Raw genomic sequence first — 24,095 nt, forward strand, 5'->3', positions numbered from 1 at the left:
ATATGAAAGCGAGAGGTTTTCTTGGTTTGAATAGATATTCAATTTTGAGTAGGTATTACTCAGAGTTAAGTGACGATAGCCTAGGAGATACACCTGTACCCATGCCGAACACAGAAGTTAAGCCCTAGAACGCCGGAAGTAGTTGGGGGTTGCCCCCTGTGAGATATGGAAGTCGCTTAGCTTTATTCCGCCATAGCTCAGTTGGTAGTAGCGCATGACTGTTAATCATGATGTCGTAGGTTCGAGTCCTACTGGCGGAGTAGTTAATTAAAGGGGGGTCAGCCTCTTTTTTGTTATGTAATTAATAATCTAGGCTCTTTTTCAACTGTAGTGGGTTGAAGAAAAGCTAAGCTCGAGAAAGCTCGAGAAAGGACGAAATGTGTCCTTTCTTTTTTGATATTCAGAGCGATAAAAATCCTTTTTTTTGAAGTTTTCAAAGTTCCGAAATCCAAAGGCATTTCGCTTGATAAGTTTAATGAGATTATTAGTCGCTTCTAATTTAGCGTTGTAAGTTGTAATATGAAGTCTCTTCAAAGTAGGTAGGAGTTGCATTTTGAACCACTTTACAAATAGGAACTATAAACTCTCCCTCTACTTTTCTTGAAACAATTGAAGTCCGCTCAAAACGCCGTCCGATAATATTTTCATATACTTTCTCCTCTCTAGGAGTCCGTGCATCATAAGGACGATAGAGGTAGGGGGCGATTCCCGTTTCGTCAATATAGTAGATTGGAACTATAATAGTATGTTACAACTGCTAAAAATATTTCTAGAAATTAATTTGACTTTCCTAATCGATTTGTTCATCTCTTATTTCACTCTACTAGATATGCATAGCTTTATTATAACATGCGCATTTTAAACTAAGCGACTATACAGACATTAAGCATACCATCAGCTATTATAGATAATGCAAGATTACATAGATTTGAATATCTAATAATATGCGTTTTTCTTATTTTAAGATTTTTTTCCTCAGTCTCTTTTAGTATTCAACGCAGTCAATAAGGTTTTTATCAAAGTCTAATTTAGGTAGTAAATTTATTTCTATTCTGTCAACTTTTCCTATTTTTTCTCTTGTTGAGGTTGGTATTTTAACAATTCAGGAATTATTAAAGATTAATTAAAATTTTTTGTTAGAATAAGATCATAAAAAGTAAAGGAGTGTATGCTTATGCTATAAAATATTTATGATCAGATGACTGATTTCTATGACAGTATCGAAGAAGAGTATGCTACTTTCTTTGATAATAGTTGGGAATGGGAACATTTTCATTTTAAATTTTTGATTTATTATTTAGTTCGATATGGCATTGGGTGTCGTAGGGATTTTATCGTTTACCATTATCGTGTTGCTTATCGTTTGTATCTTGAAAAGATGATAATGAAACAAGGTTTTGTTGCTTGTTGAGATAGTCTGAGTTAATTTCCGAACAAACTTACTTTTTTATGGCAATATAACAATAAATAGCTGGTAATTTTTCTAAAACATTTTTTAATAGTTGGAAATAGCAAATCTTTCTATTGTTTCTTCTTGATAAAAAGGCGATTTTTTCTTATAATAAATTGTAAGATATAATTGCAGGTGAGAGTCCTGCCATGTATGTGAGAAAGGAAGAGCCTGAGGGCTCAGACAAGATTATGACTTCAGTTGTTGTTGTAGGTACCCAATGGGGTGATGAAGGTAAAGGGAAGATTACAGACTTCCTTTCAGCGAATGCAGAAGTGATTGCACGTTACCAAGGTGGTGATAATGCAGGTCACACGATTGTGATTGATGGTAAGAAGTTTAAATTGCACTTGATTCCATCTGGAATTTTCTTCCCTGAAAAAATCTCTGTTATTGGGAATGGTATGGTTGTAAATCCTAAATCTCTTGTAAAAGAGTTGAGCTATCTTCATGAGGAAGGTGTTACAACTGATAACTTGCGTATTTCTGATCGCGCGCATGTCATTTTGCCATACCATATCGAGTTGGATCGTTTGCAAGAAGAAGCTAAGGGCGACAATAAGATTGGTACTACAATTAAGGGAATTGGTCCAGCTTATATGGACAAGGCTGCTCGTGTTGGGATTCGTATTGCAGATCTTTTAGATAAAGATATTTTTCGTGAGCGTTTAGAACGTAACCTTGCTGAAAAGAATCGTCTTTTTGAAAAATTGTATGATAGTAAAGCAATTGCTTTCGATGATATTTTTGAAGAATATTACGAATATGGTCAACAAATCAAGAAATATGTGACAGACACATCTGTCATTTTGAATGATGCGCTTGATAACGGTAAACGTGTGCTTTTTGAAGGTGCACAAGGTGTTATGCTAGATATTGACCAAGGTACTTATCCATTTGTTACGTCATCAAACCCTGTGGCTGGTGGTGTTACGATTGGTTCAGGTGTTGGTCCAAGTAAGATTGACAAGGTTGTAGGTGTATGTAAGGCTTATACGAGTCGTGTAGGAGACGGTCCTTTCCCAACTGAATTGTTTGATAAAGTGGGAGAACGTATCCGCGAAGTAGGCCATGAATATGGTACAACAACTGGTCGTCCACGTCGTGTGGGTTGGTTTGACTCAGTTGTGATGCGTCATAGTCGTCGTGTTTCTGGTATTACTAATCTTTCATTGAACTCTATCGATGTTTTGAGTGGTTTAGATACTGTGAAAATCTGTGTGGCCTATGATCTTGATGGTCAACGTATTGACTACTATCCAGCTAGTCTTGAGCAATTGAAACGTTGCAAGCCTATCTATGAAGAGTTGCCAGGTTGGTCAGAAGATATTACCGGAGTTCGTAATTTGGAAGATCTTCCTGAGAATGCACGTAACTATGTTCGTCGTGTGAGTGAATTGGTTGGCGTTCGTATTTCTACTTTCTCAGTAGGTCCTGGTCGTGAACAAACAAATATTTTAGAAAGTGTTTGGTCCTAAGAGATTTTTAAGATTTGTTTAAGATAGGTCGGGTATACTATAGACAGTTACAAGAAGACCTCCTAACTTGTTGTAACAAATATCCTAAACTTTTCTTTTTCATAATAATCTCCCTATAAAGTCACCGCATTCGGTGGCTTTTTTTGTATTGGGATTCATGATATAATAATAAAATCGATAAGTAGGAAAAGAGAAACGGATGGATTATACAGTTGAAGAAAAAGAAGTCTTTATGAGGGAAGCTTTGAGAGAGGCTGAGATTGCTCTTGAACACGATGAAATTCCAATTGGTTGTGTGATTGTCAAGGACGGAGAAATCATTGGCCGTGGGCATAATGCGCGTGAGGAGTTGCAACGAGCGGTTATGCATGCGGAGATTATGGCAATAGAGAATGCGAACCTGAGTGAGGAGAGCTGGCGCTTGCTGGATTGCACGCTTTTTGTGACCATTGAGCCTTGTGTCATGTGTAGTGGGGCTATTGGTCTTGCCCGCATTCCAAACGTGGTCTATGGGGCTAAAAACCAGAAATTTGGGGCTGCTGGGAGTTTGTACGATATCTTGACAGATGAACGTCTCAATCATCGTGTGGAGGTTGAAACGGGAATTTTGGAAGATGAATGCGCAGCTATTATGCAGGACTTTTTTAGAAATAGACGGAAAAAATAATTTTGCTTTTAAAATGAATAGGAATGTGATATAATAAATAGTGGAGCAACAGTTCTGCGTGAAGCGGGTCAGGGGAGGAATCCAGCAGCCCTAAGCGATTTGAATTGTGTGCTCTTTTTTTCGTGCTTTTTACGAATAAATAAGATAGAATAATCTAGAATAAATGATAATAGAAAAGAGAAAATTATGAAAATTCGTGGTTTTGAATTGGTTTCGAGTTTTACAGATGAAAATTTATTGCCCAAGCGTGAGACAGCGCATGCGGCTGGTTACGACTTAAAGGTTGCTGTGCGTACGGTTATTGCGCCAGGAGAGATTGTCTTGGTTCCGACAGGGGTTAAGGCTTATATGCAGCCGACTGAGGTTCTCTACCTCTATGATCGCTCTTCAAATCCTCGTAAGAAGGGCTTAGTCTTGATTAACTCTGTTGGTGTCATTGATGGGGATTATTATGGAAATCCTGGGAATGAAGGGCATATTTTTGCGCAGATGAAGAATATCACAGACCAAGAAGTAATTCTCGAAGTTGGGGAACGTGTGGTCCAGGCTGTCTTTGCTCCTTTCTTAATTGCAGATGGAGATGCAGCTGATGGTGTTCGAACTGGTGGATTTGGATCGACTGGGCACTAGGATGAAGATTATCTTTGTACGCCACGGGGAGCCAGACTACCGTGAGTTAGAGGAGCGTTCTTATACGGGATTTGGGATAGATTTGGCACCCTTGTCTGAGAAGGGACGGCAACAAGCCCAGGAACTGAGCACCAATCCTTTACTCCTTTCAGCTGAAATAATCATATCTTCTGCAGTCACAAGAGCTTTAGAAACGGCTTTTTATGTGGTTTGTGCTATGGGACTTCCTTTGAGAGTGGAGCCATTATTGCATGAATGGCAGGTTTATGAAACAGGAATAGAAAACTTTGAAACAGCTAGACGCCTGTTCCTAGAAAATAATGGGGGGTTACTTCCTAATAGCCCTATTCAATATGAGACAGCTGAAGAGATGAAGTCTCGTTTTCTAGAATGTATGGCTAAGTATCGAGATTACCAGACCGTGATAGTGGTAACTCACAACATGCTCATGCGCCAGTTTGTGCCAAATGAGAAGATTGATTTTTGCCAAGTGATTGAGTGTGAGTTAGAGATATAGAAAGAGGTTTATCATCGCAAAGAAAAAAGCGACATTTGTATGTCAAAATTGTGAATATAATTCACCTAAGTATCTAGGACGTTGTCCTAACTGTGGGTCTTGGTCTTCCTTTGTAGAAGAGGTTGAGGTTGCCGAGGTCAAGAATGCGCGTGTGTCCTTGACAGGTGAGAAAACCAAGCCCATGAAACTGGCTGAGGTGACTTCCATCAATGTCAATCGAACTAAGACAGAGATGGAGGAATTCAACCGTGTACTTGGAGGCGGAGTGGTACCGGGAAGTCTCGTCCTCATCGGTGGGGATCCAGGAATCGGGAAATCAACCCTTCTCCTACAAGTCTCAACCCAGTTGTCTCAAGTGGGGACTGTTCTCTATGTTAGTGGGGAGGAATCTGCCCAGCAAATCAAGTTACGAGCAGAGCGCTTGGGAGATATTGATAGCGAGTTTTATCTCTATGCAGAGACCAATATGCAGAGTGTTCGCGCAGAGGTAGAAAGAATTCAGCCAGACTTTCTCATCATCGACTCCATTCAAACCATCATGTCTCCTGAGATTTCAGGGGTGCAGGGCTCTGTTTCTCAGGTGCGTGAGGTGACGGCTGAACTTATGCAGCTGGCCAAAACCAATAACATTGCCATATTTATCGTAGGACATGTGACCAAGGAGGGCACTCTGGCTGGTCCGCGTATGTTGGAGCATATGGTGGATACGGTGCTTTACTTTGAAGGGGAGCGTCACCATACATTTCGTATTCTGAGAGCGGTTAAAAACCGTTTTGGCTCTACTAATGAGATTGGGATTTTTGAGATGCAGTCGGGCGGATTGGTTGAGGTACTCAATCCGAGTCAAGTTTTCCTAGAAGAGCGTTTGGATGGAGCAACTGGTTCATCAATCGTTGTGACCATGGAAGGAACGCGTCCTATTCTTGCAGAAGTGCAGGCCTTGGTGACACCGACCATGTTTGGAAATGCCAAGCGTACGACGACAGGACTTGATTTTAATCGTGCGAGTCTGATTATGGCTGTTTTAGAAAAACGGGCAGGGCTTCTCTTGCAAAATCAGGATGCCTACCTCAAATCTGCTGGCGGTGTCAAATTGGATGAACCTGCCATTGACTTGGTCGTTGCAGTTGCTATTGCTTCGAGCTATAAAGACAAGCCAACCAATCCTCAGGAATGTTTTGTAGGAGAACTTGGTTTGACGGGTGAGATTCGACGCGTGAATCGTATCGAGCAACGTATCAACGAAGCTGCTAAACTGGGCTTTACTAAGATTTATGTACCTAAGAATTCCTTGACAGGAATCACTCCGCCCAAGGAAATTCAGGTCATTGGTGTGACAACGATTCAGGAGGTTTTGAAAAAGGTCTTTGCATAATCCGTGACAAATCCTCTTAAAAATGATAAGATAGGAGAAATATTTGATTATCAAATTTTCAAGGAGGGAATCGTGTCGTATTTTGAACAGTTTATGCAAGCCAATCAGGCTTATGTTGCCCTACATGGGCAGTTAAATCTGCCACTTAAACCTAAAACAAGAGTAGCCATTGTGACCTGTATGGACTCACGTCTGCACGTTGCGCAAGCTCTGGGCTTGGCACTTGGGGATGCTCATATCTTGCGGAATGCAGGTGGTCGAGTGACCGAGGACATGATTCGTTCGCTAGTTATTTCCCAACAACAAATGGGGACAAGAGAGATTGTGGTGCTGCACCATACAGACTGTGGTGCCCAGACTTTTGAAAATGGTCCTTTTCAGGAGTATCTGAAAGAGGAACTAGGTGTCGATGTGTCAGATCAGGACTTTTTGCCCTTCCAAGATATAGAGGAGAGTGTGCGAGAGGATATGCAACTGCTTATCGAATCTCCCCTAATACCAGACGATGTCATTATCTCTGGTGCCATTTACGATGTAGATACAGGAAGTATGACAGTTGTAGAATTGTAAATACTTTATTTAGAAAGAAAGTGTATGAAGAAAAACAGTATTTTATTTATTTTTATTTTATTGCTCTGTATTGGTGTACAGTATGAAACCATCTACTATACTGATGGTTCGATGTCAGGTGCGGAATATGGACTAATGGGAGTTTCTATCTTTCTAGCTCTCTTTTACATGATTCCGGCTCTTTATTTCCTTTTCCGTATTGGGAAAAAATGGGAATTGCCAAAGAACGCCTTGATTTTGTCTTTATTGGGTGGGATGTTCCTTTCAGGTTGGTTGTCTAGCTTTGCGAATACCTATATCCATGATTTACTGGGTGTTCTTTTCCCAGATAGTGCATTTTTAAATGCTTTTGAAAGTGCTATTGTGGCTCCTTTGGTAGAAGAACCGCTGAAATTACTGCCACTTATTTTTGTTTTGGCTTTGATTCCTGTGCGAAAATTAAAATCTTTGTTCTTACTAGGGATTGCTTCTGGTTTGGGATTCCAAATGATTGAGGATATTGGCTATATTCGTACAGATCTACCAGAGGGATTTGACTTTACTATTTCGAGAATTTTAGAGCGTATCATCTCAGGAATTGCCTCTCACTGGACTTTTTCAGGTCTTGCTGTAGTAGGTGTTTACTTGCTTTACAGAGCCTATAAAGGGCAGAAGGTTGGCAAGAAACAGGGGTTTCTTTTCCTAGGTTTAGCCTTGGGAACTCATTTCTTGTTTAACTCTCCTTTTGTGGAGTTGGAGACAGAGTTGCCTTTAGCGATTCCAGTGGTTACGGCTATTACTCTTTATGGTTTTTATCAGGCTTATTGCTTTGTTGAGAAGCACAATGAGTTGATGAACTAGAATGTTTTTCAAAAGAATGATACAAGGGCACAAATATGGTGCCCTTCTTTTATTTTTGATTGAAAAATAGTGTAAAAAGCGCTACAATGGTAGATGGAAAAATCTTGTGAAAAGCACAAACGATACATATATACCGGAGGAAATCATGTCTTTTTCTGATTTAAAGCTGTTTGCCCTTTCTTCTAATAAAGAATTGGCAGAACGTGTGGCGCAGGAGATTGGGATAGAGTTGGGGAAATCAAGTGTTCGCCAATTTTCAGATGGAGAGATTCAGGTCAACATTGAAGAATCAATCCGTGGGAAACACGTCTTTATCCTACAATCAACTAGTTCGCCTGTAAATGACAATCTGCTTGAAATTTTGATTATGGTAGATGCTTTGAAGCGTGCGAGTGCAGAATCTGTCAATGTTGTCATGCCTTACTATGGGTATGCACGTCAGGATAGAAAGGCGAGAGCGCGTGAGCCAATCACTTCAAAACTTGTTGCAAATATGCTTGAAGTAGCTGGAGTGGATCGTTTGTTGACCATCGACTTGCATGCTGCGCAGATTCAAGGATTCTTTGATATTCCTGTGGATCACTTGATGGGGGCTCCTCTGATTGCGGATTATTTTGAGCGTCGTGGTATGGTTGGTTCTGACTATGTGGTTGTCAGCCCAGACCATGGAGGGGTGACTCGTGCTCGTAAGTTGGCAGAATTTTTGAAAACATCTATCGCTATCATTGATAAACGTCGTAGTGTTGATAAGATGAATACCAGTGAGGTCATGAACATCATCGGTAAGGTTGAAGGTAAGACTTGTATCTTGATTGATGATATGATTGATACCGCTGGAACCATTTGTCATGCGGCGGATGCACTTGCGGAAGCTGGTGCTGTTGAAGTCTATGCAAGCTGTACGCACCCAGTTCTTTCTGGTCCTGCTATGGACAATATCCAAAAATCAGCTATCAAGAAATTGGTGGTTTTGGATACTATCTACTTGCCAGAAGAGCGTTTGATTGACAAGATTGAGCAGATTTCGATTGCTCATCTACTGGGGGATGCTATCGTTCGTATCCATGAAAAACGCCCACTTTCTCCACTTTTCAGCATTGAGAAAAAGATTTAATGACCAAGCCTGAGATAATTCTCAGGTTTTTTTCGTCTCTTTTGCGAATAAATAGATAGTGGCAGTGAATCTAGTAAACCTAGATTTAATACTCTTCGAAAATCAAATTCAAACCACGTCAACGTCGCCTTGCCGTACTCAAGTACAGCCTGCGGCTAGTTTCCTAGTTTGCTCTTTGATTTTCATTGAGTATAAGACTGTGGTATAATAAAAGGAGGAAGAGGATGATTCTAAGACATCCGGGCATCAGCCCGACCAACGATTTGGTTGCTAAGAAAATCTTTAGCAATCCAGAAATCACTTGTCAATTTATTCGCGATATGCTGGATTTACCAGCAAAAAATGTAACTATTTTAGAGGGAAGTAATATTCATGTACTACCTTCCCTGCCTTATTCAGCCCAAGATTTCTATACAAGTATTGATGTCTTGGCGGAGTTGGATAATGGTACGCAAGTTATCATCGAGATTCAGGTGCATCATCAGAATTTTTTCATCAATCGCCTGTGGGCTTACCTGTGCAGTCAGGTCAATCAAAACCTAGAAAAAATTCGCCAACGTGAAGGTGACACACACCAGAGTTATAAACATATTGCCCCAGTATACGCTATCGCTATTGTGGACAGCAATTACTTCCAAGATGACTTAGCTTTTCACAGTTTCAGTATGCGAGAGGACACGACAGGTGAGGTTTTAACAATTACAAACAATGGTCAGGAAAATCATCTGGTCAAGATGGCGTTCTTGGAACTAAAAAAATACAGAGAAACCAGCAAAGACGAGGTTCGCAAGCCATGGTTGGAGTTTTTTGGGAATAAACCCTTTACCCAACAACCTGAGCGAGCTATTAGCCAAGCAGATCAACTGCTGGACTATAAAAGCTGGTCCGAGGAGGACAGGAAAATGTTTAGTCAACTACGTATGCGAGAAGAACAAGCCCTGTTAGCGCATGACTATGCCTTGGAACAAGCTGAGGAGAAAGGTTTAGAGCGTGGACGAGCAGAGGGACTTGAACAAGGTTTAGAACAGGGACTGGAGCGTGGTCGAACTGAGGGGATTGAACGAGGAAAACTCTTTGCTTTCTTGGACATGGTTCGCCAACATGCTCTAACTTCCGAATTCGCGAGTGAGCAATTAGGCATGACCGTCGCTGAGTTTGAGGCGTTGTTGTAAGGCTAGCACAAACAATGATCAAGAAAACCATCTGGTCAAGATGGCATTCTTGGAATTAAAAAAATACAGAGAAACCAGCAAAGATGAGGTTCGCAAACCGTGGTTGGAGTTTTTTGGTAACAAACCCTTTACTCAGCAACCCGAGCGAGCCATCAGCCAGGCAGACCAACTGCTGGACTATAAGAGCTGGTCCGAGGAGGACAGGAAGATGTTTAGTCAACTACGTATGCGCGAAGAACAAGCCTTGTTGGCACAGGACTATGCCTTGGAAACAGCTAGGGAAGAAGGGAAACTTTTTGCCTTTCTGGATATGGTCCGCTAAGGTCTTCTGACTTCGGAGGTTGCGAGTGAACAATTGGGCATGACTGTTTCTGGGTTTGAAGAACTATTGAAAGATCATCATAAATAAGACCTAAAATACAGAGAGACCAGCAAAGATGAGGTTCGCAAACCGTGGTTGGAGTTTTTTGGTAACAAACCCTTTACTCAGCAACCCGAGCGAGCCATCAGCCAAGCAGACCAACTGCTAGACTACAAGAGCTGGTCCGAGGAGGACAGGAAAATGTTTAGTCAACTACGTATGCGCGAAGAACAGGCGTTATTGGCTCATGATTATGCCTTGGAACAAGCTGAAGAAAAAGGATTAGAACGTGGCCGTGCAGAGGGTATTGAACAAGGACGAGAAGAAGGCATTGAAGAGGGATTAAAAGTAGGTTTAGTAAATCTAGTACGTCAAGGTCTTCTGACTTCCGAGATAGCAAGTCAGCAATTGGGAATGACCGTCGCTGAATTTGAGGCTTTATTATGAGTTCAATCTTTATATAGTAGAAAGTTTATGAAATGGCAAGTGTTATCCAAATACTTGCCGTTTTTACTTGACTTTTACAAGGGTTTGTAAGATAATACCAAGGAAGTAGGTTCTGTCTAACTATCTATATAGTTTAGATATAAAAGATATCATCTGAGGGATGAGTAGTTGCGAAATGTCAACTTGGAGGCTAGAGTATTTCAGGGGGAATTTTTTCGCGAGTAAGTTTTCTTCTCCTTTTTTCTAAGAAATAGGTAAAAAGTTTAAAAAACATAAGAAAACTCTTGACAAATCCTGCAAATATTTATATACTGTATGGTAGTAAGATAGTCTTACGAAAAATAATATAATGAAAAACAAAGGAGATAAAACGATGAAAAAAGTTTTATTGACAAGCGCAGTCGCTCTTGCAGCATTTGGTGCTGTTCAAGCTGTTTCAGCTGATGATTCATATGCAACTTTAATTAAGGATGCTCTTGGAGTTAAGGTCAGTGAGGAAGTTAAAGTTGATGATGCAGTAAATAAGGTTAGAAAACTTCAACCTGTTGTAAATGAATTGCGTAAAGCTAATTCAAAACTACAAGCTTCAACAAAAGATCAAAAGGCAAAAGAGGAAAAACTTGCAGAAGCTCAACAAGCTTATTCTGATGCCGTTAAAGCTCTTCGTGATGCTGAACTAAAAAAAGGTGATGCAGAAGGACAAAAAGTAATTTTTGATAAATTACAAGGAACATTAAAAGATAGTATCACTAAACATTCAACAGACTTGGCAAAGAAACAAGCTGAATTAGGTGAAAAAGAAGAAGGAAAACGTTCAGGAGCATATTTAGCATTAGATAATGCTAAGGCAGTCTTGGAACAAGCTCAGAAAGTCGTTAATGATCAATATGATCTAAAACCACTTGCTGGTGATGCAGAAGCTACAAAGAAATACGAAGCTGAAAAATTAAAAGTTGAGTCAGTATTGGCAAAAGCTCAACAAGCTTATTCTGACGCTAATGAAAAAGTTTCTACTTTGGAAAAAGAAGTTAAAGAGCTAGATGCTACTGTAAAAGCAGAACAAAAAGACTCTGAAAAACTTGCAAAAGCTATTAAAGCTTTGGAAAAAGCAATTTCTGACGGTACAGGTCTATTGGAAGAAGGTAAAACTTTTGATAGTCTAAAACAAGTTACGAATTCTAAATATGCAGCAGTTGGAGAAGCTACTAACAACTTATTGAAAGCAGATAAAGCGTTGAAAGATGCGAAAGCTGCTTATGAAGACGCAGAAGAAAAAGCTAAAACTGCATACAAAAAAGAAAATGTAGCATTCGTATTGGAAGATGTTATTAAAGCAGACACACCAACTCCAGCAGCTGTAGTTAAATTCGGTTGGAATAAAGATACTAAAGGTAACTGGACTTATGTAGTAGACTCAAAAGGTACAAAAGCAACAGGTTGGATTAATGATCAAGGAACTTGGTACTACCTAAATGCTGAAGGTATTATGCAAACTGGTTGGGTTAAAGATAACGGTACTTGGTACTACTTGAAATCATCAGGTGCAATGGCAACTGGTTGGGTTAAAGATAACGGTACTTGGTACTACTTGAAATCATCAGGTGCAATGGCAACTGGTTGGGTTAAAGATAACGGTACTTGGTACTACTTGAAATCATCAGGTGCAATGGCAACTGGTTGGTATCAAGTTGGTGGTAACTGGTACTACTCATACGCATCAGGTGCCCTTGCAGTTAACACAACTACTCCAGATGGTTACAAAGTAAACGAAAATGGTGAATGGGTGTAATACCAATATATAAAAAAGACTAGGAGATTTTTCTCCTAGTTTTTTGTCTTTTTATAGAGGATGCCCTCTACTATAGATAGTAAAGAGCTTTTTTACCTTTAAATATTTCTACACTTTTTATGTTTTTTATTGCATTAATTTTAGAAAGGGAATATAATGTATATAAAATTATCATCTTAACATAGGATGTTTTCCAATGAGAAAAATACTAACAGGTATGTTGCTAACTACTTCAGTGTTAGCTATAGGTGCAGTTCAGCCAGTAAGCGCTACAAGTACAGGAACTGGTACATCGTCGACAGGTGCTCAATCGACTTCATCATTTAAGGAAATTCATTTTGTGACATTCCAAAACGGTAGACCAGTTGATATCAAGGCAGCGGTTACAGGAGCAGCAACAGCTGATACAAGTCATCCAGTTATTGATAACTATATGTATACTACTAGTAGAGTAGAAGATGGAATTCTTTACCATATGTATGCTCCTACCAGTACCTCAGGTAATACTAGCAATGTCTCCCAAACAAACCCATATCGTAGAGATAATAACCAAACTAATGGTAGTAATGCCAACCAAAATAATGGTGCTACTACTAACAATAGTACAAGTAGCGGTCAATTTAAAGCAGAAGGTGGTAAAGTCTACTTTATCAAGGACGGTAAAAAAGTTACTGGATGGCAACAAATTGATTGTAAGACCTACTACCTTGAAAATGATGGCTACCAACAGTTGGGATTGGTAAAAGTTGCTGACAAGACTTATTATTTCGTTGAAAATGGTGAGAAGAAAACTGGATTTATCAAAATTGATGATAAAACTTACTATCTAAAAGATGGTGTTCGTTTAACAGGGAATATTACAGTAGATGGGAAACATTACCTCTTAGATGAGGAAGGTGTCCTTAAACCAGGTATTGTTTTAATTGATGGTAAAAAATTCTTCATTGATGATGAGGGAAATCGTCATGTTGGATGGAAGAAAATTGGGCTTGATTGGTATTATTTCTTTAAAGAAGATGGAATGAAGACAGGTTGGCTGAAAGATGGTTCATGGTATTACTTGGATGAAACTGGTGTGATGAGAACTGGTTGGAAACAAGTTGATGGCAATTGGTACTATCTCAATGATTTAGGTGCTATGCAAACTGGCTGGAAACTTATAAATGGTAGTTGGTACCATCTCGACAGTTTAGGTAAAATGAGTACTAGATGGATAAAAGAAAATGGTACATGGTATTATCTTGATGGCTCAGGTGCTATGCAGACAGGTTGGAAACTTGTAGATGGTAAGTGGTATTATCTCAATAATTCAGGTGCCATGCAAACTGGCTGGTTGAACCAAAGTGGTACATGGTATTATCTTGATGGCTCAGGCGCTATGAAGACAGGCTGGTTCCAAGTTGGAGGTAAATGGTACTATGCTTATAGCTCAGGTGCCCTTGCTGTCAGCACTACAATCAATGGTTACACAGTAAATGCCAACGGTGAGTGGGTGTAGTTTGAATTTATTTATGTCACTAGGAGATTTTTAGCTTAGTTTTTTATAGCATATACTTGCTGATATAATACTTATCAAGCTCCAGTTGCAAAAGAAGCAGATAAGAAAGAACTTCCAAACACTGGTGGAAAAGATAATGTTGCGATTGCATCATTAGGATTCCTTGGATTATTCTTTGGTGCACTTCCATTTGTGAAACGCAAAAACTAATTAGTTGAAGATATAAAAGAGAAGGACGCTTTGCCTTCTCTTTTGTCGTGTAGAACTCTGTGAGTGCTTTGTTGGATAGCAAAAATAAAAAAGTGAACAGGATAGTATTTTAGTCCTGTTCACTTTTATGTTATTAGTGATTGTATGGTCTTACAATAGCTCCTCAAACTCAGCGACGCTCATGCCCAACTGCTGGCTGGCAACCTCGGAAGTCAAAAGACCTTGATGGACTAGATTTAGTAGCATATACAAACTTCCTTCAACTTTCCCGCGCTCTAAGCCTTGTTCAATACCATCTGCACGACCACGTTCTAACCCTTGTTCAATCCCTTCTGCACGACCACGCTCTAAGCCTTTCTCCTCAGCTTGCTCCAAGGCATAGTCCTGTGCCAACAATGCCTGTTCTTCTCGCATACGTAGTTGACTAAACATTTTCCTGTCCTCCTCGGACCAGCTCTTGTAGTCCAGCAGTTGATCTGCTTGGCTGATGGCTCGCTCGGGTTGCTGAGTAAAGGGTTTATTCCCGAAAAACTCCAACTACGGCTTGCGAATGCTATCTTTGCTGGTTTCTCTGTATTTTTTAAGTTCTTATTTGTGATGCTCTTTCAATAGTTCTTCAAACTCAGCGACGGTCATACCTAACTGCTGGCTAGCAACCTCGGAAGTCAAAAGACCTTGACGAACGAGATTTACTAGACCTACTTTTAATCCCTCTTCGATACCCTCCGCCCTAGCAGTTTCCAAGGCATAGTCCTGCGCTAACAAAGCTTGTTCTTCACGCATACGTAGTTGACTAAACATTTTCCTGTCCTCCTCGGACCAGCTCTTATAGTCTAGCAGTTGGTCTGCCTGGCTGATGGCTCGCTCGGGTTCTTGAGTAAAGGGTTTGTTCCCGAAAAACTCCAACCATGGCTTGCGAACCTCGTCTTTGCTGGTTTCTCTGTATTTTTTTAATTCCAAGAACACCATCTTGACTAGATGGTTTTCTTGTCCATTATTGGTGATAATCTTTCAATAGCTTCTCAAACTCAGCGACGGTCATACCCAATTGTTCACTCGCAAATTCGGAAGTTAAAACATGTTGGCGGACCATGTCTAAGAAGGCAAAAAGTTTTCCACGTTCTAAACCCTGTTCAATACCCTCAGATCGTCCTCGTTCAAGTCCTTGTTCAATACCCTCAGCACGACCGCGTTCAAGACCACGCTCTAAACCTTTTTCCTCAGCTTGCTCCAAGGCATAGTCCTGTGCCAACAATGCCTGTTCTTCGCGCATACGTAGTTGACTAAACATTTTCCTGTCCTCCTCAGACCAGCTCTTGTAGTCCAGCAGTTGGTCTGCCTGGCTGATGGCTCGCTCGGGTTCTTGGGTAAAGGGCTTATTACCGAAAAACTCCAACCACGGCTTGCGAACCTCGTCTTTGCTGGTTTCTCTGTATTTTTTTAATTCCAAGAATGCCATCTTGACCAGATGGTTTTCTTGACCGTTATTTGTTATGGTTAAGACCTCACCTGTCGTGTCCTCGCGCATACTAAAGCTATGGAAAGCCAAGTCATCTGAGAAGTAATTACTATCGACAATAGCAATAGCGTATACTGGGGCAATGTGTTTGTAGCTCTGGTGAGTATCACCTTCACGCTGACGAATTTTTTCTAGGTTTTGATTGACCTGACTGCACAAATAAGCCCACAGGCGATTGATGAAAAAATTCTGATGATGCACCTGAATCTCAATAATTACTTGAGTACCGTTGTCCAACTCCGCCAAGACATCTATACTAGTGTAAAAATCCTGAGCTGAGTAAGGTAGGGAAGGTAAGATGTGAATATTGCTTCCCTCTAAAATAGTTACATTTTTAGCTGGTAAGTCCAGCATATCGCGGATAAATTGACAAGTGATTTCTGGATTGCTAAAGATTTTCTTAGCTACCAAGTCATTAGTCGGGCTGATGCCCGGATGACGTACAGTCATATTTCTTCTCCTTTCATTATAGCACATTTTTAAATCTAGGTTTACTAGATTCTCTGGCTCTATCTATTTATTCGGAAAAAGTTTGAAAAATACTTGCTCTAGCTCTTTCCAATGGTATTTTTCCCTGCTTTCCTTTATAATGGGTGTATGGATAAGAAAAAATTATTATTGATTGATGGGTCTTCTGTTGCTTTTCGGGCGTTTTTTGCGCTCTATCAGCAGTTGGACCGTTTTAAGAATGCGGCTGGTTTGCATACCAATGCGATTTATGGCTTTCAGTTGATGTTGAGTCATTTGTTGGAGCGGGTTGAGCCTAGTCATATTTTGGTGGCTTTTGATGCGGGAAAGACGACCTTCCGGACAGATATGTATGCAGACTATAAGGGTGGTCGGGCTAAGACTCCTGATGAGTTTCGTGAGCAATTTCCTTTCATTCGTGAGTTGCTGGATCATATGGGGATTCGTCACTATGAGTTGGCTCAGTATGAGGCGGATGATATCATCGGGACACTGGATAAACTAGCAGAGCAGAATGGTTTTGATATTACCATTGTCAGTGGGGACAAGGACTTGATTCAGCTGACGGATGAGCATACGGTGGTTGAAATTTCCAAGAAAGGTGTGGCTGAGTTTGAGGCCTTTACGCCAGATTATCTCATGGGAAAGATGGGGCTCACACCGACTCAGTTTATCGATCTCAAGGCGCTCATGGGTGATAAGTCGGATAATATCCCTGGGGTGACCAAAATCGGTGAAAAGACGGGTATCAAGCTTTTGCTGGAGCATGGTTCACTCGAGGGGATTTATGATAATATCGATGGGATGAAGGCTTCTAAGATGAAGGAAAATCTCATCAATGATAAGGAACAGGCCTTTTTGTCGAAAACACTGGCGACCATTGATACCAAGGCACCGATCGCGATTGGTTTGGAGGATTTGGCCTATAGTGGTCCAGATGTTGAAAATCTCGGGAAATTCTACGATGAGATGGGCTTCAAACAGCTCAAGCAGGCTTTAAATGTGTCGTCAGCTGATGTTGCTGAAAGTTTGGACTTTACTATCGTTGAGCAAATCAGTCAAGATATGCTGAGTGAAGAGTCTATCTTCCATTTTGAGCTTTTTGGTGAGAATTATCATACGGATGATTTGGTTGGATTTGCTTGGTCTTGTGGGGATAAACTTTATGCTACAGACAAGCTTGAACTTTTGCAAGAGCCTATTTTTAAGGATTTTCTAGAAAAAACACCTCTGAGAGTGTATGACTTTAAGAAGGCTAAAGTTCTCTTGAATCGTTTTGGTCTGGATTTGCAAGCGCCTGCTTTTGACAGCCGTTTGGCTAAATACCTCCTTTCGACTGTGGAGGACAATGAAATTGCGACCATCGCTAGTCTTTATGGTCAGACTTATTTGGTTGATGATGAGACTTTCTATGGTAAGGGAGTCAAGAAGGCCATTCCTGAACGCGAGAAATTCTTGGAGCACTTGGCACGTAAGCTTGCTGTTTTAGTCGAAACAGAGCCTATTTTACTTGAAAAACTCAGTGAAAATGGGCAATTAGAGCTTCTTTATGATATGGAGCAACCTCTGGCTTTTGTCCTTGCTAAGATGGAAATTGCTGGGATTAAGGTTAAAAAAGAAACATTGCTTGAAATGCAGGCTGAAAATGAGCTTGTCATTGAAAAACTAACTCAAGAGATTTACGAGTTGGCTGGTGAGGAGTTTAATATCAACTCGCCTAAGCAGTTGGGTGTCCTTCTCTTTGAAAAATTGGCTCTTCCTCTAGAATACACTAAGAAAACCAAAACAGGTTATTCGACAGCGGTGGATGTATTGGAGCGTCTGGCTCCGATTGCACCAATCGTTAAGAAAATTCTCGATTACCGTCAGATTGCCAAGATTCAATCGACTTATGTAATTGGCTTGCAGGACTGGATTTTAGCTGATGGAAAGATTCATACTCGCTATGTGCAGGATTTGACCCAGACTGGGCGTCTGTCTAGTGTGGATCCAAACTTGCAAAATATTCCTGTGCGTTTGGAGCAGGGCCGTCTCATTCGGAAGGCCTTTGTGCCAGAGTGGGAGGATAGTGTATTGCTCAGCTCGGACTATTCACAGATTGAATTGCGTGTTTTGGCGCATATTTCTAATGATGAGCACTTGATTAAGGCCTTTCAAGAGGGGGCAGATATCCATACTTCGACAGCCATGAGGGTCTTTGGCATTGAGCGTCCTGAGGATGTGACTGCAAACGACCGTCGCAATGCCAAGGCGGTTAACTTTGGAGTGGTTTACGGGATTTCAGACTTTGGCTTGTCTAATAATTTGGGCATTAGCCGTAAGGAAGCCAAAGCCTACATTGATACCTACTTTGAACGTTTCCCAGGCATTAAAAACTACATGGATGAAGTAGTGCGTGAGGCGCGTGATAAGGGCCATGTAGAGACCCTTTTCAAACGTCGTCGTGAGTTGCCAGATATCAATTCGCGTAACTTTAACATTCGTGGCTTTGCGGAGAGAACTGCTATTAACTCCCCTATCCAGGGGTCGGCGGCAGATATTCTCAAGATTGCTATGATTCAGCTGGACAAAGCCTTGGTTGCAGGTGGTTATCAGACTAAGATGCTGTTGCAAGTGCACGATGAAATCGTCCTTGAAGTTCCTAAATTTGAATTGGCAGAGATGAAAAAATTGGTCAAACAAACTATGGAAGAAGCCATTCAACTCAGTGTTCCCCTTATCGCAGATGAGAATGAAGGGGCAACCTGGTACGAGGCTAAATAAAAGGGGGCTAGTCCTCCTTTTTTGTAGTAGAATTATGCAAACCTTTTCAAAATATGCTATACTGATGAAAAAGGAGGATTTCTATGAGTCAAGAATTTATCAATCCAAGTGATGGCGTGATTCGTCAGTATCTCACAACGAGTAAAACTCTTGCTGTGGTGGGCCTGTCTGACCGTGAGGAAACAACTAGCAATCGAGTGACCAAGGAAATGCAGGCTCGGGGTTATAAAATCATCCCAGTCAATCCCAAGGCGGCAGGTGGCGAAATCTTGGGTGAAAAGGCTTATGCTAGCCTAGCTGAGATTCCTTTTCCTGTAGATATTGTCAATATTTACCGTCGCAATGAATTTTTGCCAGATGTGGCGCGTGATTTTCTCAAGGCTGATGCTAAGATTTTTTGGGCACAGCTAGGACTTGAAAGTCTAGAAGCGGAAGAAATCTTGCGTGCTGGTGGATGTGATGACATCGTGATGAATCGCTGTATTAAGAGAGAACATACACGCTTGATTGAGGAAGCATAAGAAAAGGTAGCTGATGGGCTACCTTTTGTATTAGAAAATGCCGATAAGGGTCTGCATACCAAGACTAGTGAGGATGATGGCAATCCAGCAGATGGCTCCGAGAACAATGGATTTTCCACTGGATTTGACCATAGCGACTAGATTGGTTTTGAGACCGATAGCACTCATGGCCATGATAATAAGGAATTTAGAGAGTTGTTTGAGAGGGATAAAGAAATTACTGGACACACCAAGAGAGGTGAGTAGTGTAGTGAGGAGAGAGGCAAGGATGAAGTAAAGGATAAAAAGTGGGAAGACTTTTTTCAGTTGCAATCCTTGCTTATTTTTTTGCTCGCGACTTTGCCAGTAGGAGAGAAAGAGAGTGATGGGGATAATAGCTAGGGTGCGTGTGAGTTTGACAATGGTTGCGGATTCGAGGGTATTAGTTTGGTAGAGACTGTCCCAGGCGCTGGCGGTAGCCGTTACAGAGGAAGTATCATTGACCGCAGTTCCTGCAAAGAGGGCGAAGCCTTCATTGGATAGATGAAGCCAGGTACCTAGCGTTGGAAATATGAGCGCAGCCAAGACATTGAAGAAAAAGATAACAGAGATGGCTTGGGCGACTTCCTTTTCCTTGGCATGGATAACAGGCGCTGTTGCTGCAATGGCAGAACCCCCACAGATAGAAGAACCTACTCCAATCAAGGTAGCCAGTTTTGTGTCCAGTGCAAAGAAGCGCTGGAAGAGGTAGGCAACAATCAAGGCTATTGAGATGGTGGACAGAATGACAGGGAGTGAAGATTGCCCAACTGCGAAGACTTGCGAGATATTGAGACCAAAACCAAGCAAGATAACGGCATACTGGAGCAATTTTTTGGAACTAAAGGTCAATCCAGCATCCAGTTGTTTATAAGGCGAGAGAAAGGGATGGAGAAGCATGCCTATGAAAATTGAAAAGACAGGCGCGCCAATGACAGGGAAGAATCCTCCTAAGTACCAAGATAGAATGGAAATGAGAAGGCAGGCCAAGATGCCTGCTCCATTTTTTGATAGAAATGACATAAAAACCTCCAAATAGAATCTGTTACCATTATAGTCCTGTAAAGAGGAAAAGTAAAATAGAAAGTTATTCTATCATGTATTTTTGCGGTCGGGGGGCTTTTGTAGTATAATAGAGATACGTTTTTACAGTAGGAGGTATCTATGGACTTAACTAAGCTCTTTAATAAACAGTTAGATAAGATTCAAGTTTCGTTGATTCGTCAGTTTGACCAGGCTATTTCGGAGATTCCTGGGGTCTTGCGTTTGACCTTGGGGGAACCTGATTTTACAACGCCAGATCATGTCAAGGAGGCGGCCAAGCGAGCGATTGACCAGAACCAATCCTACTATACAGGGATGAGTGGTTTGCTGACTCTACGTCAGGCGGCCAGTGACTTTGTTAAGGAAAAGTACCAACTGGACTATGCTCCTGAAAATGAAATCTTGGTTACAATTGGGGCGACAGAGGCTTTATCTGCTACTTTGACGGCTATTTTGGAAGAGGGAGACAAGGTACTCTTGCCAGCTCCTGCCTATCCAGGTTATGAACCGATTGTCAATCTAGTTGGGGCAGAGATTGTTGAGATTGACACGACTGAAAATGGGTTTGTCTTGACTCCTGAGATGTTGGAAAAGGCTATTTTGGAGCAAGGTGATAAGCTCAAGGCGGTTATTCTCAACTATCCAGCTAATCCGACAGGAATTACCTATAGTCGAGAGCAGTTGGAAGCCTTGGCAGACGTTTTACGCAAGTACGAAATTTTCGTTGTCTGTGATGAGGTTTACTCAGAATTGACCTACACAGGCGAAGCCCATGTGTCTCTGGGAACTATGTTGAGAGACCAGGCTATTATTATCAATGGTTTGTCTAAATCGCATGCCATGACAGGTTGGCGTTTGGGTCTGATTTTCGCTCCTGCGACCTTCACAGCCCAGTTGATCAAGAGTCACCAGTATTTGGTTACTGCTGCAAATACCATGGCTCAACATGCTGCGGTGGAAGCCTTGACGGCTGGTAAAAACGATGCGGAGCCCATGAAAAAGGAATACATCCAGCGTCGGGATTATATTATCGAGAAAATGACTGCTCTTGGTTTTGAGATTATCAAACCAGACGGTGCCTTCTATATCTTTGCTAAGATTCCAGCAGGATATAATCAAGATTCTTTTGCTTTTCTGAAGGATTTTGCTCAGAAGAAGGCTGTTGCCTTTATCCCTGGTGCTGCCTTTGGGCGTTACGGGGAAGGTTATGTGCGTCTGTCTTATGCGGCTAGCATGGAGACTATCACAGAAGCCATGAAACGGCTTGAGGAGTATATGAGAGAAGCATGATTCAGTCTATCACGAGTCAAGGCTTGGTGCTCTACAATCGCAATTTTCGGGAGGATGACAAGCTAGTCAAGATTTTTACAGAGCAGGCTGGCAAGCGCATGTTTTTCGTCAAACACGCTGGCCAGTCTAAGCTGGCGCCGGTTATTCAGCCCTTGGTGCTGGCACGATTTCTCTTGCGAATTAATGATGATGGGCTCAGTTACATTGAGGACTATCATGAGGTGATGACTTTTCCCAAGATTAATAGCGATCTCTTTGTCATGGCCTATGCGACCTATGTGGCAGCTCTTGCAGATGCTAGTTTGCAGGACAATCAGCAGGATGCTCCCTTGTTTGCTTTTTTGCAAAAGACTTTGGAGTTGATGGAAGCTGGCTTGGATTATCAAGTCTTGACCAATATTTTTGAAATCCAAATCTTGACTCGATTTGGGATCAGCCTCAATTTTAATGAGTGTGTCTTCTGCCATCGGGTCGGTCAGGCTTTTGACTTTTCTTTCAAATATGGAGCCTGCCTCTGTCCAGATCATTATCATGAAGATGAGAGACGTTGCCATCTCAATCCCAATATCCCCTATCTGCTCAATCAGTTTCAAGCTATTGATTTTGAGACCTTGGAGACCATTTCGCTCAAGCCTGAAATCAAGCAAGAGCTACGCCAATTTATGGATCAACTCTACGAAGAGTACGTTGGGATTCACCTAAAATCAAAGAAATTTATTGATTCCCTAGCAGACTGGGGACAATTATTAAAAGAGGAAAAGAAATGAAAAAAATCGCAGTAGATGCCATGGGGGGAGATTACGCACCTCAGGCCATCGTTGAGGGTGTCAATCAAGCCCTAGCTGACTTTTCAGATATCGAGGTTCAACTCTACGGAGATGAAGCTAAAATCAAGCAATATCTGACAGCGACAGAGCGCGTCAGCATTATCCATACGGATGAGAAGATTGATTCAGACGATGAACCTACGAGAGCTATTCGGAAGAAGAAAAATGCCAGTATGGTCTTGGCGGCCAAAGCTGTCAAAGATGGAGAGGCAGATGCTGTACTCTCGGCTGGGAATACAGGTGCTTTACTAGCAGCAGGATTTTTCATCGTGGGTCGTATCAAGAACATCGATCGTCCTGGACTTATGTCAACCTTGCCGACTGTAGATGGGAGAGGTTTTGACATGCTAGACCTCGGTGCTAATGCGGAAAATACAGCCCAGCACCTTCATCAATACGCGGTTCTAGGATCCTTCTATGCTAAAAATGTCCGTGGAATTGCGCAACCACGTGTTGGCTTGCTCAATAACGGAACAGAGAGTAGCAAGGGTGACCCGCTTCGTAAGGAAACTTACGAATTACTAGCAGCTGATGAAAGTTTGAACTTTATCGGAAACGTGGAAGCGCGTGATTTGATGAATGGCGTTGCAGATGTTGTTGTGGCAGATGGTTTCACGGGAAACGCTGTGCTCAAATCCATTGAAGGAACAGCTATGGGAATCATGGGCTTACTCAAGACCGCTATTACAGGTGGAGGTCTCCGAGCGAAACTAGGTGCCCTCCTTCTCAAGGATAGCCTCAGAGGTTTGAAGAAACAGCTCAACTATTCAGATGTTGGTGGAGCAGTCTTGTTTGGTGTTAAGGCACCGGTTGTCAAGACTCATGGCTCAAGCGATGCCAAGGCTGTTTATAGTACAATCCGCCAGATCCGTACTATGCTAGAAACAGACGTAGTTGCCCAGACTGCGCGTGAATTTTCAGGAGAATAAAAGAGATGACAGAAAAAGAAATTTTTGACCGTATTGTGACCATTATCCAAGAGCGACAGGGAGAGGACTTTGTCGTGACAGAATCCTTGAGTCTGAAAGACGATTTGGATGCTGACTCAGTTGACTTGATGGAGTTTATCTTGACACTGGAAGATGAATTTAATATCGAAATCAGCGATGAGGAAATTGACCAGCTGGAAAGTGTAGGAGATGTGGTTAAAATCATTCAAGCAAAATAAAGATAAGAAGTTCCAAGGCATTTGCTTTGGAATTTTTCTTTGGTTCAAGTGACCGTTTAGGAACAGATTTAGTCTTTCTAGGGACAGAAGAGATATGGGGACAAATAAGGGATATAATGAAATCAGAAAAATCAATCTCCAAAAGGAGATAAGAAATGAAGATCAAAAGAAGAGATAGATTGATTTTTGTTGAAATATAAATGTTAACATAATCACAATTTTGATTGACTTTCCTTTTTTCCAGGACTATAATGTAGATATAAAAAAGGATTTATTTTATAGTTGGGAGAAGGTGATGGCTATGTACTTTTGATAAACTAGTCTCTATCTTATGTTCTTGGAAATTTTAGGAGTTCTAT

20 protein-coding genes, 1 tRNA gene, 1 rRNA gene, 1 other RNA gene and 6 pseudogenes are annotated in these 24,095 nt (G+C 41.3%); 24 read left to right on the forward strand and 5 right to left on the reverse strand.

Translation table 11 applies throughout. The annotated features are described in order from the left end of the window. Positions 1–65: 65 nt before the first annotated feature. Together rrf and ACWPV5_RS00100 are read left to right on the forward strand one after the other, a co-directional pair. Positions 66–181: ribosomal RNA gene (rrf, locus tag ACWPV5_RS00095) — 5S ribosomal RNA — on the forward strand. Positions 182–186: 5 nt separating this feature from the next. After that, positions 187–260: transfer RNA gene (locus ACWPV5_RS00100), tRNA-Asn, on the forward strand. A gap of 99 nt (positions 261–359) precedes the next feature. Here the strand turns inward: ACWPV5_RS00100 and ACWPV5_RS00105 are convergent. After that, positions 360–507 (reverse strand): annotated as a pseudogene (locus ACWPV5_RS00105) (transposase); the annotation flags it as partial. A 679-nt stretch (positions 508–1,186) separates the two neighbouring features. On the opposite strand from ACWPV5_RS00105, the gene comW reads away from it, so the two are divergent. The 16 genes and pseudogenes from comW to ACWPV5_RS00185 all read left to right on the forward strand — a co-directional run. After that, positions 1,187–1,411: a sigma(X)-activator ComW gene (comW, locus tag ACWPV5_RS00110; protein ID WP_454383412.1), complete on the forward strand. Its 225-nt coding sequence runs from the start codon at positions 1,187–1,189 to the stop codon at positions 1,409–1,411. A gap of 230 nt (positions 1,412–1,641) precedes the next feature. After that, positions 1,642–2,928, forward strand: coding sequence for an adenylosuccinate synthase (locus ACWPV5_RS00115; protein WP_261070394.1), 1,287 nt, complete (start codon positions 1,642–1,644; stop codon positions 2,926–2,928). 199 nt (positions 2,929–3,127) lie between these two features. Continuing rightward, positions 3,128–3,595, forward strand: coding sequence for a tRNA adenosine(34) deaminase TadA (gene tadA, locus ACWPV5_RS00120; RefSeq protein ID WP_454381936.1), 468 nt, complete (start codon positions 3,128–3,130; stop codon positions 3,593–3,595). Positions 3,596–3,627: 32 nt separating this feature from the next. Next, an RNA gene (gene ffs, locus ACWPV5_RS00125) (signal recognition particle sRNA small type) lies at positions 3,628–3,725 on the forward strand. 56 nt (positions 3,726–3,781) lie between these two features. After that, on the forward strand, positions 3,782–4,225 hold the full coding sequence (locus ACWPV5_RS00130) for a dUTP diphosphatase (protein ID WP_000701983.1): 444 nt from the start codon (positions 3,782–3,784) through the stop codon (positions 4,223–4,225). Then, entirely contained in the window at positions 4,185–4,742 is a 558-nt protein-coding gene (locus ACWPV5_RS00135; protein ID WP_191973381.1) for a histidine phosphatase family protein, read from the forward strand. Before ACWPV5_RS00130 ends, ACWPV5_RS00135 begins: the two co-directional genes overlap by 41 nt. A gap of 13 nt (positions 4,743–4,755) precedes the next feature. After that, positions 4,756–6,117 (forward strand): DNA repair protein RadA, encoded by a 1,362-nt coding sequence (gene radA / locus ACWPV5_RS00140; protein WP_454383415.1) that lies wholly within the window; start codon positions 4,756–4,758, stop codon positions 6,115–6,117. Positions 6,118–6,189: 72 nt separating this feature from the next. Then, positions 6,190–6,687 (forward strand): beta-class carbonic anhydrase, encoded by a 498-nt coding sequence (locus ACWPV5_RS00145; RefSeq protein ID WP_004237611.1) that lies wholly within the window; start codon positions 6,190–6,192, stop codon positions 6,685–6,687. Between the two features lie 24 nt (positions 6,688–6,711). Further along, entirely contained in the window at positions 6,712–7,527 is an 816-nt protein-coding gene (locus tag ACWPV5_RS00150; RefSeq protein ID WP_454381937.1) for a PrsW family intramembrane metalloprotease, read from the forward strand. 145 nt (positions 7,528–7,672) lie between these two features. After that, positions 7,673–8,641, forward strand: coding sequence for a ribose-phosphate diphosphokinase (locus tag ACWPV5_RS00155; RefSeq protein ID WP_000010158.1), 969 nt, complete (start codon positions 7,673–7,675; stop codon positions 8,639–8,641). A gap of 224 nt (positions 8,642–8,865) precedes the next feature. Then, the gene (locus ACWPV5_RS00160) at positions 8,866–9,813 is read left to right on the forward strand and encodes an Rpn family recombination-promoting nuclease/putative transposase (protein WP_454381938.1); all 948 of its coding nucleotides are present in this window, start codon (positions 8,866–8,868) and stop codon (positions 9,811–9,813) included. 7 nt (positions 9,814–9,820) lie between these two features. Further along, positions 9,821–10,222 (forward strand): annotated as a pseudogene (locus ACWPV5_RS00165) (Rpn family recombination-promoting nuclease/putative transposase); the annotation flags it as partial. Between the two features lie 6 nt (positions 10,223–10,228). Continuing rightward, positions 10,229–10,621: pseudogene (locus tag ACWPV5_RS00170) on the forward strand (Rpn family recombination-promoting nuclease/putative transposase); the annotation flags it as partial. A gap of 373 nt (positions 10,622–10,994) precedes the next feature. Beyond that, the gene (locus ACWPV5_RS00175) at positions 10,995–12,410 is read left to right on the forward strand and encodes a hypothetical protein (RefSeq protein ID WP_454381939.1); all 1,416 of its coding nucleotides are present in this window, start codon (positions 10,995–10,997) and stop codon (positions 12,408–12,410) included. A 196-nt stretch (positions 12,411–12,606) separates the two neighbouring features. Then, the gene (locus tag ACWPV5_RS00180; RefSeq protein WP_454381940.1) at positions 12,607–13,908 is read left to right on the forward strand and encodes a PspC family transcriptional regulator; all 1,302 of its coding nucleotides are present in this window, start codon (positions 12,607–12,609) and stop codon (positions 13,906–13,908) included. Positions 13,909–14,019: 111 nt separating this feature from the next. Further along, positions 14,020–14,118: pseudogene (locus tag ACWPV5_RS00185) on the forward strand (LPXTG cell wall anchor domain-containing protein); the annotation flags it as partial. A 150-nt stretch (positions 14,119–14,268) separates the two neighbouring features. On the opposite strand, the pseudogene ACWPV5_RS00190 reads toward ACWPV5_RS00185, so the two are convergent. The 3 genes and pseudogenes from ACWPV5_RS00190 to ACWPV5_RS00200 form a co-directional block, all read right to left on the reverse strand. Beyond that, a pseudogene (locus tag ACWPV5_RS00190) lies at positions 14,269–14,706 on the reverse strand (Rpn family recombination-promoting nuclease/putative transposase); the annotation flags it as partial. After that, positions 14,707–15,123: pseudogene (locus tag ACWPV5_RS00195) on the reverse strand (Rpn family recombination-promoting nuclease/putative transposase); the annotation flags it as partial. Then, the gene (locus tag ACWPV5_RS00200; protein WP_261077783.1) at positions 15,113–16,087 is read right to left on the reverse strand and encodes an Rpn family recombination-promoting nuclease/putative transposase; all 975 of its coding nucleotides are present in this window, start codon (positions 16,085–16,087) and stop codon (positions 15,113–15,115) included. The pseudogene ACWPV5_RS00195 and the gene ACWPV5_RS00200, both read right to left, overlap by 11 nt. A 147-nt stretch (positions 16,088–16,234) precedes the next feature. Here ACWPV5_RS00200 and polA point away from each other — a divergent pair, with 147 nt between their 5' ends. Together polA and ACWPV5_RS00210 are read left to right on the forward strand one after the other, a co-directional pair. After that, a complete protein-coding gene (gene polA / locus ACWPV5_RS00205) occupies positions 16,235–18,868 on the forward strand; it encodes a DNA polymerase I (protein ID WP_261077782.1) in 2,634 nt (877 codons plus the stop codon). Positions 18,869–18,951: 83 nt separating this feature from the next. Continuing rightward, entirely contained in the window at positions 18,952–19,389 is a 438-nt protein-coding gene (locus ACWPV5_RS00210; RefSeq protein WP_219967322.1) for a CoA-binding protein, read from the forward strand. Positions 19,390–19,419: 30 nt separating this feature from the next. On the opposite strand, the gene ACWPV5_RS00215 is transcribed toward ACWPV5_RS00210, so the two are convergent. After that, positions 19,420–20,430, reverse strand: a complete 1,011-nt coding sequence (locus tag ACWPV5_RS00215) for a YeiH family protein (protein ID WP_219967321.1) — start codon at positions 20,428–20,430, stop codon at positions 19,420–19,422. A gap of 141 nt (positions 20,431–20,571) precedes the next feature. On the opposite strand from ACWPV5_RS00215, the gene ACWPV5_RS00220 reads away from it, so the two are divergent. From ACWPV5_RS00220 to ACWPV5_RS00235, 4 genes are read left to right on the forward strand one after another with little or no spacing between them, the layout of a single operon-like run. After that, positions 20,572–21,741: a pyridoxal phosphate-dependent aminotransferase gene (locus tag ACWPV5_RS00220; protein ID WP_454381941.1), complete on the forward strand. Its 1,170-nt coding sequence runs from the start codon at positions 20,572–20,574 to the stop codon at positions 21,739–21,741. Further along, positions 21,738–22,508, forward strand: a complete 771-nt coding sequence (gene recO, locus ACWPV5_RS00225) for a DNA repair protein RecO (protein ID WP_084925955.1) — start codon at positions 21,738–21,740, stop codon at positions 22,506–22,508. The genes ACWPV5_RS00220 and recO overlap by 4 nt, the downstream gene beginning before the upstream one ends. After that, a complete protein-coding gene (gene plsX / locus ACWPV5_RS00230; RefSeq protein WP_219967319.1) occupies positions 22,505–23,497 on the forward strand; it encodes a phosphate acyltransferase PlsX in 993 nt (330 codons plus the stop codon). The genes recO and plsX overlap by 4 nt, the downstream gene beginning before the upstream one ends. A gap of 5 nt (positions 23,498–23,502) precedes the next feature. Continuing rightward, a complete protein-coding gene (locus tag ACWPV5_RS00235) occupies positions 23,503–23,736 on the forward strand; it encodes an acyl carrier protein (protein ID WP_219967318.1) in 234 nt (77 codons plus the stop codon). The last annotated feature ends 359 nt before the right edge of the window (positions 23,737–24,095 follow it).

Source organism: Streptococcus sp. Marseille-Q7156, from assembly GCF_965119495.1.

Bases quoted from the DNA above. Each gene is read 5' to 3' on its own strand.
- ACWPV5_RS00115 (WP_261070394.1), top strand. From the start codon at position 1,642: ATGACTTCAGTTGTTGTTGTAGGTACCCAATGGGGTGATGAAGGTAAA.
- tadA (WP_454381936.1), top strand. From the start codon at position 3,128: ATGGATTATACAGTTGAAGAAAAAGAAGTCTTTATGAGGGAAGCTTTG.
- ACWPV5_RS00130 (WP_000701983.1), top strand. From the start codon at position 3,782: ATGAAAATTCGTGGTTTTGAATTGGTTTCGAGTTTTACAGATGAAAAT.
- ACWPV5_RS00135 (WP_191973381.1), top strand. From the start codon at position 4,185: ATGGTGTTCGAACTGGTGGATTTGGATCGACTGGGCACTAGGATGAAG.
- ACWPV5_RS00150 (WP_454381937.1), top strand. From the start codon at position 6,712: ATGAAGAAAAACAGTATTTTATTTATTTTTATTTTATTGCTCTGTATT.
- ACWPV5_RS00155 (WP_000010158.1), top strand. From the start codon at position 7,673: ATGTCTTTTTCTGATTTAAAGCTGTTTGCCCTTTCTTCTAATAAAGAA.
- ACWPV5_RS00160 (WP_454381938.1), top strand. From the start codon at position 8,866: ATGATTCTAAGACATCCGGGCATCAGCCCGACCAACGATTTGGTTGCT.
- ACWPV5_RS00175 (WP_454381939.1), top strand. From the start codon at position 10,995: ATGAAAAAAGTTTTATTGACAAGCGCAGTCGCTCTTGCAGCATTTGGT.
- ACWPV5_RS00180 (WP_454381940.1), top strand. From the start codon at position 12,607: ATGAGAAAAATACTAACAGGTATGTTGCTAACTACTTCAGTGTTAGCT.
- ACWPV5_RS00200 (WP_261077783.1), bottom strand. From the start codon at position 16,087: ATGACTGTACGTCATCCGGGCATCAGCCCGACTAATGACTTGGTAGCT.
- polA (WP_261077782.1), top strand. From the start codon at position 16,235: ATGGATAAGAAAAAATTATTATTGATTGATGGGTCTTCTGTTGCTTTT.
- ACWPV5_RS00210 (WP_219967322.1), top strand. From the start codon at position 18,952: ATGAGTCAAGAATTTATCAATCCAAGTGATGGCGTGATTCGTCAGTAT.
- ACWPV5_RS00215 (WP_219967321.1), bottom strand. From the start codon at position 20,430: ATGTCATTTCTATCAAAAAATGGAGCAGGCATCTTGGCCTGCCTTCTC.
- ACWPV5_RS00220 (WP_454381941.1), top strand. From the start codon at position 20,572: ATGGACTTAACTAAGCTCTTTAATAAACAGTTAGATAAGATTCAAGTT.
- recO (WP_084925955.1), top strand. From the start codon at position 21,738: ATGATTCAGTCTATCACGAGTCAAGGCTTGGTGCTCTACAATCGCAAT.
- plsX (WP_219967319.1), top strand. From the start codon at position 22,505: ATGAAAAAAATCGCAGTAGATGCCATGGGGGGAGATTACGCACCTCAG.
- ACWPV5_RS00235 (WP_219967318.1), top strand. From the start codon at position 23,503: ATGACAGAAAAAGAAATTTTTGACCGTATTGTGACCATTATCCAAGAG.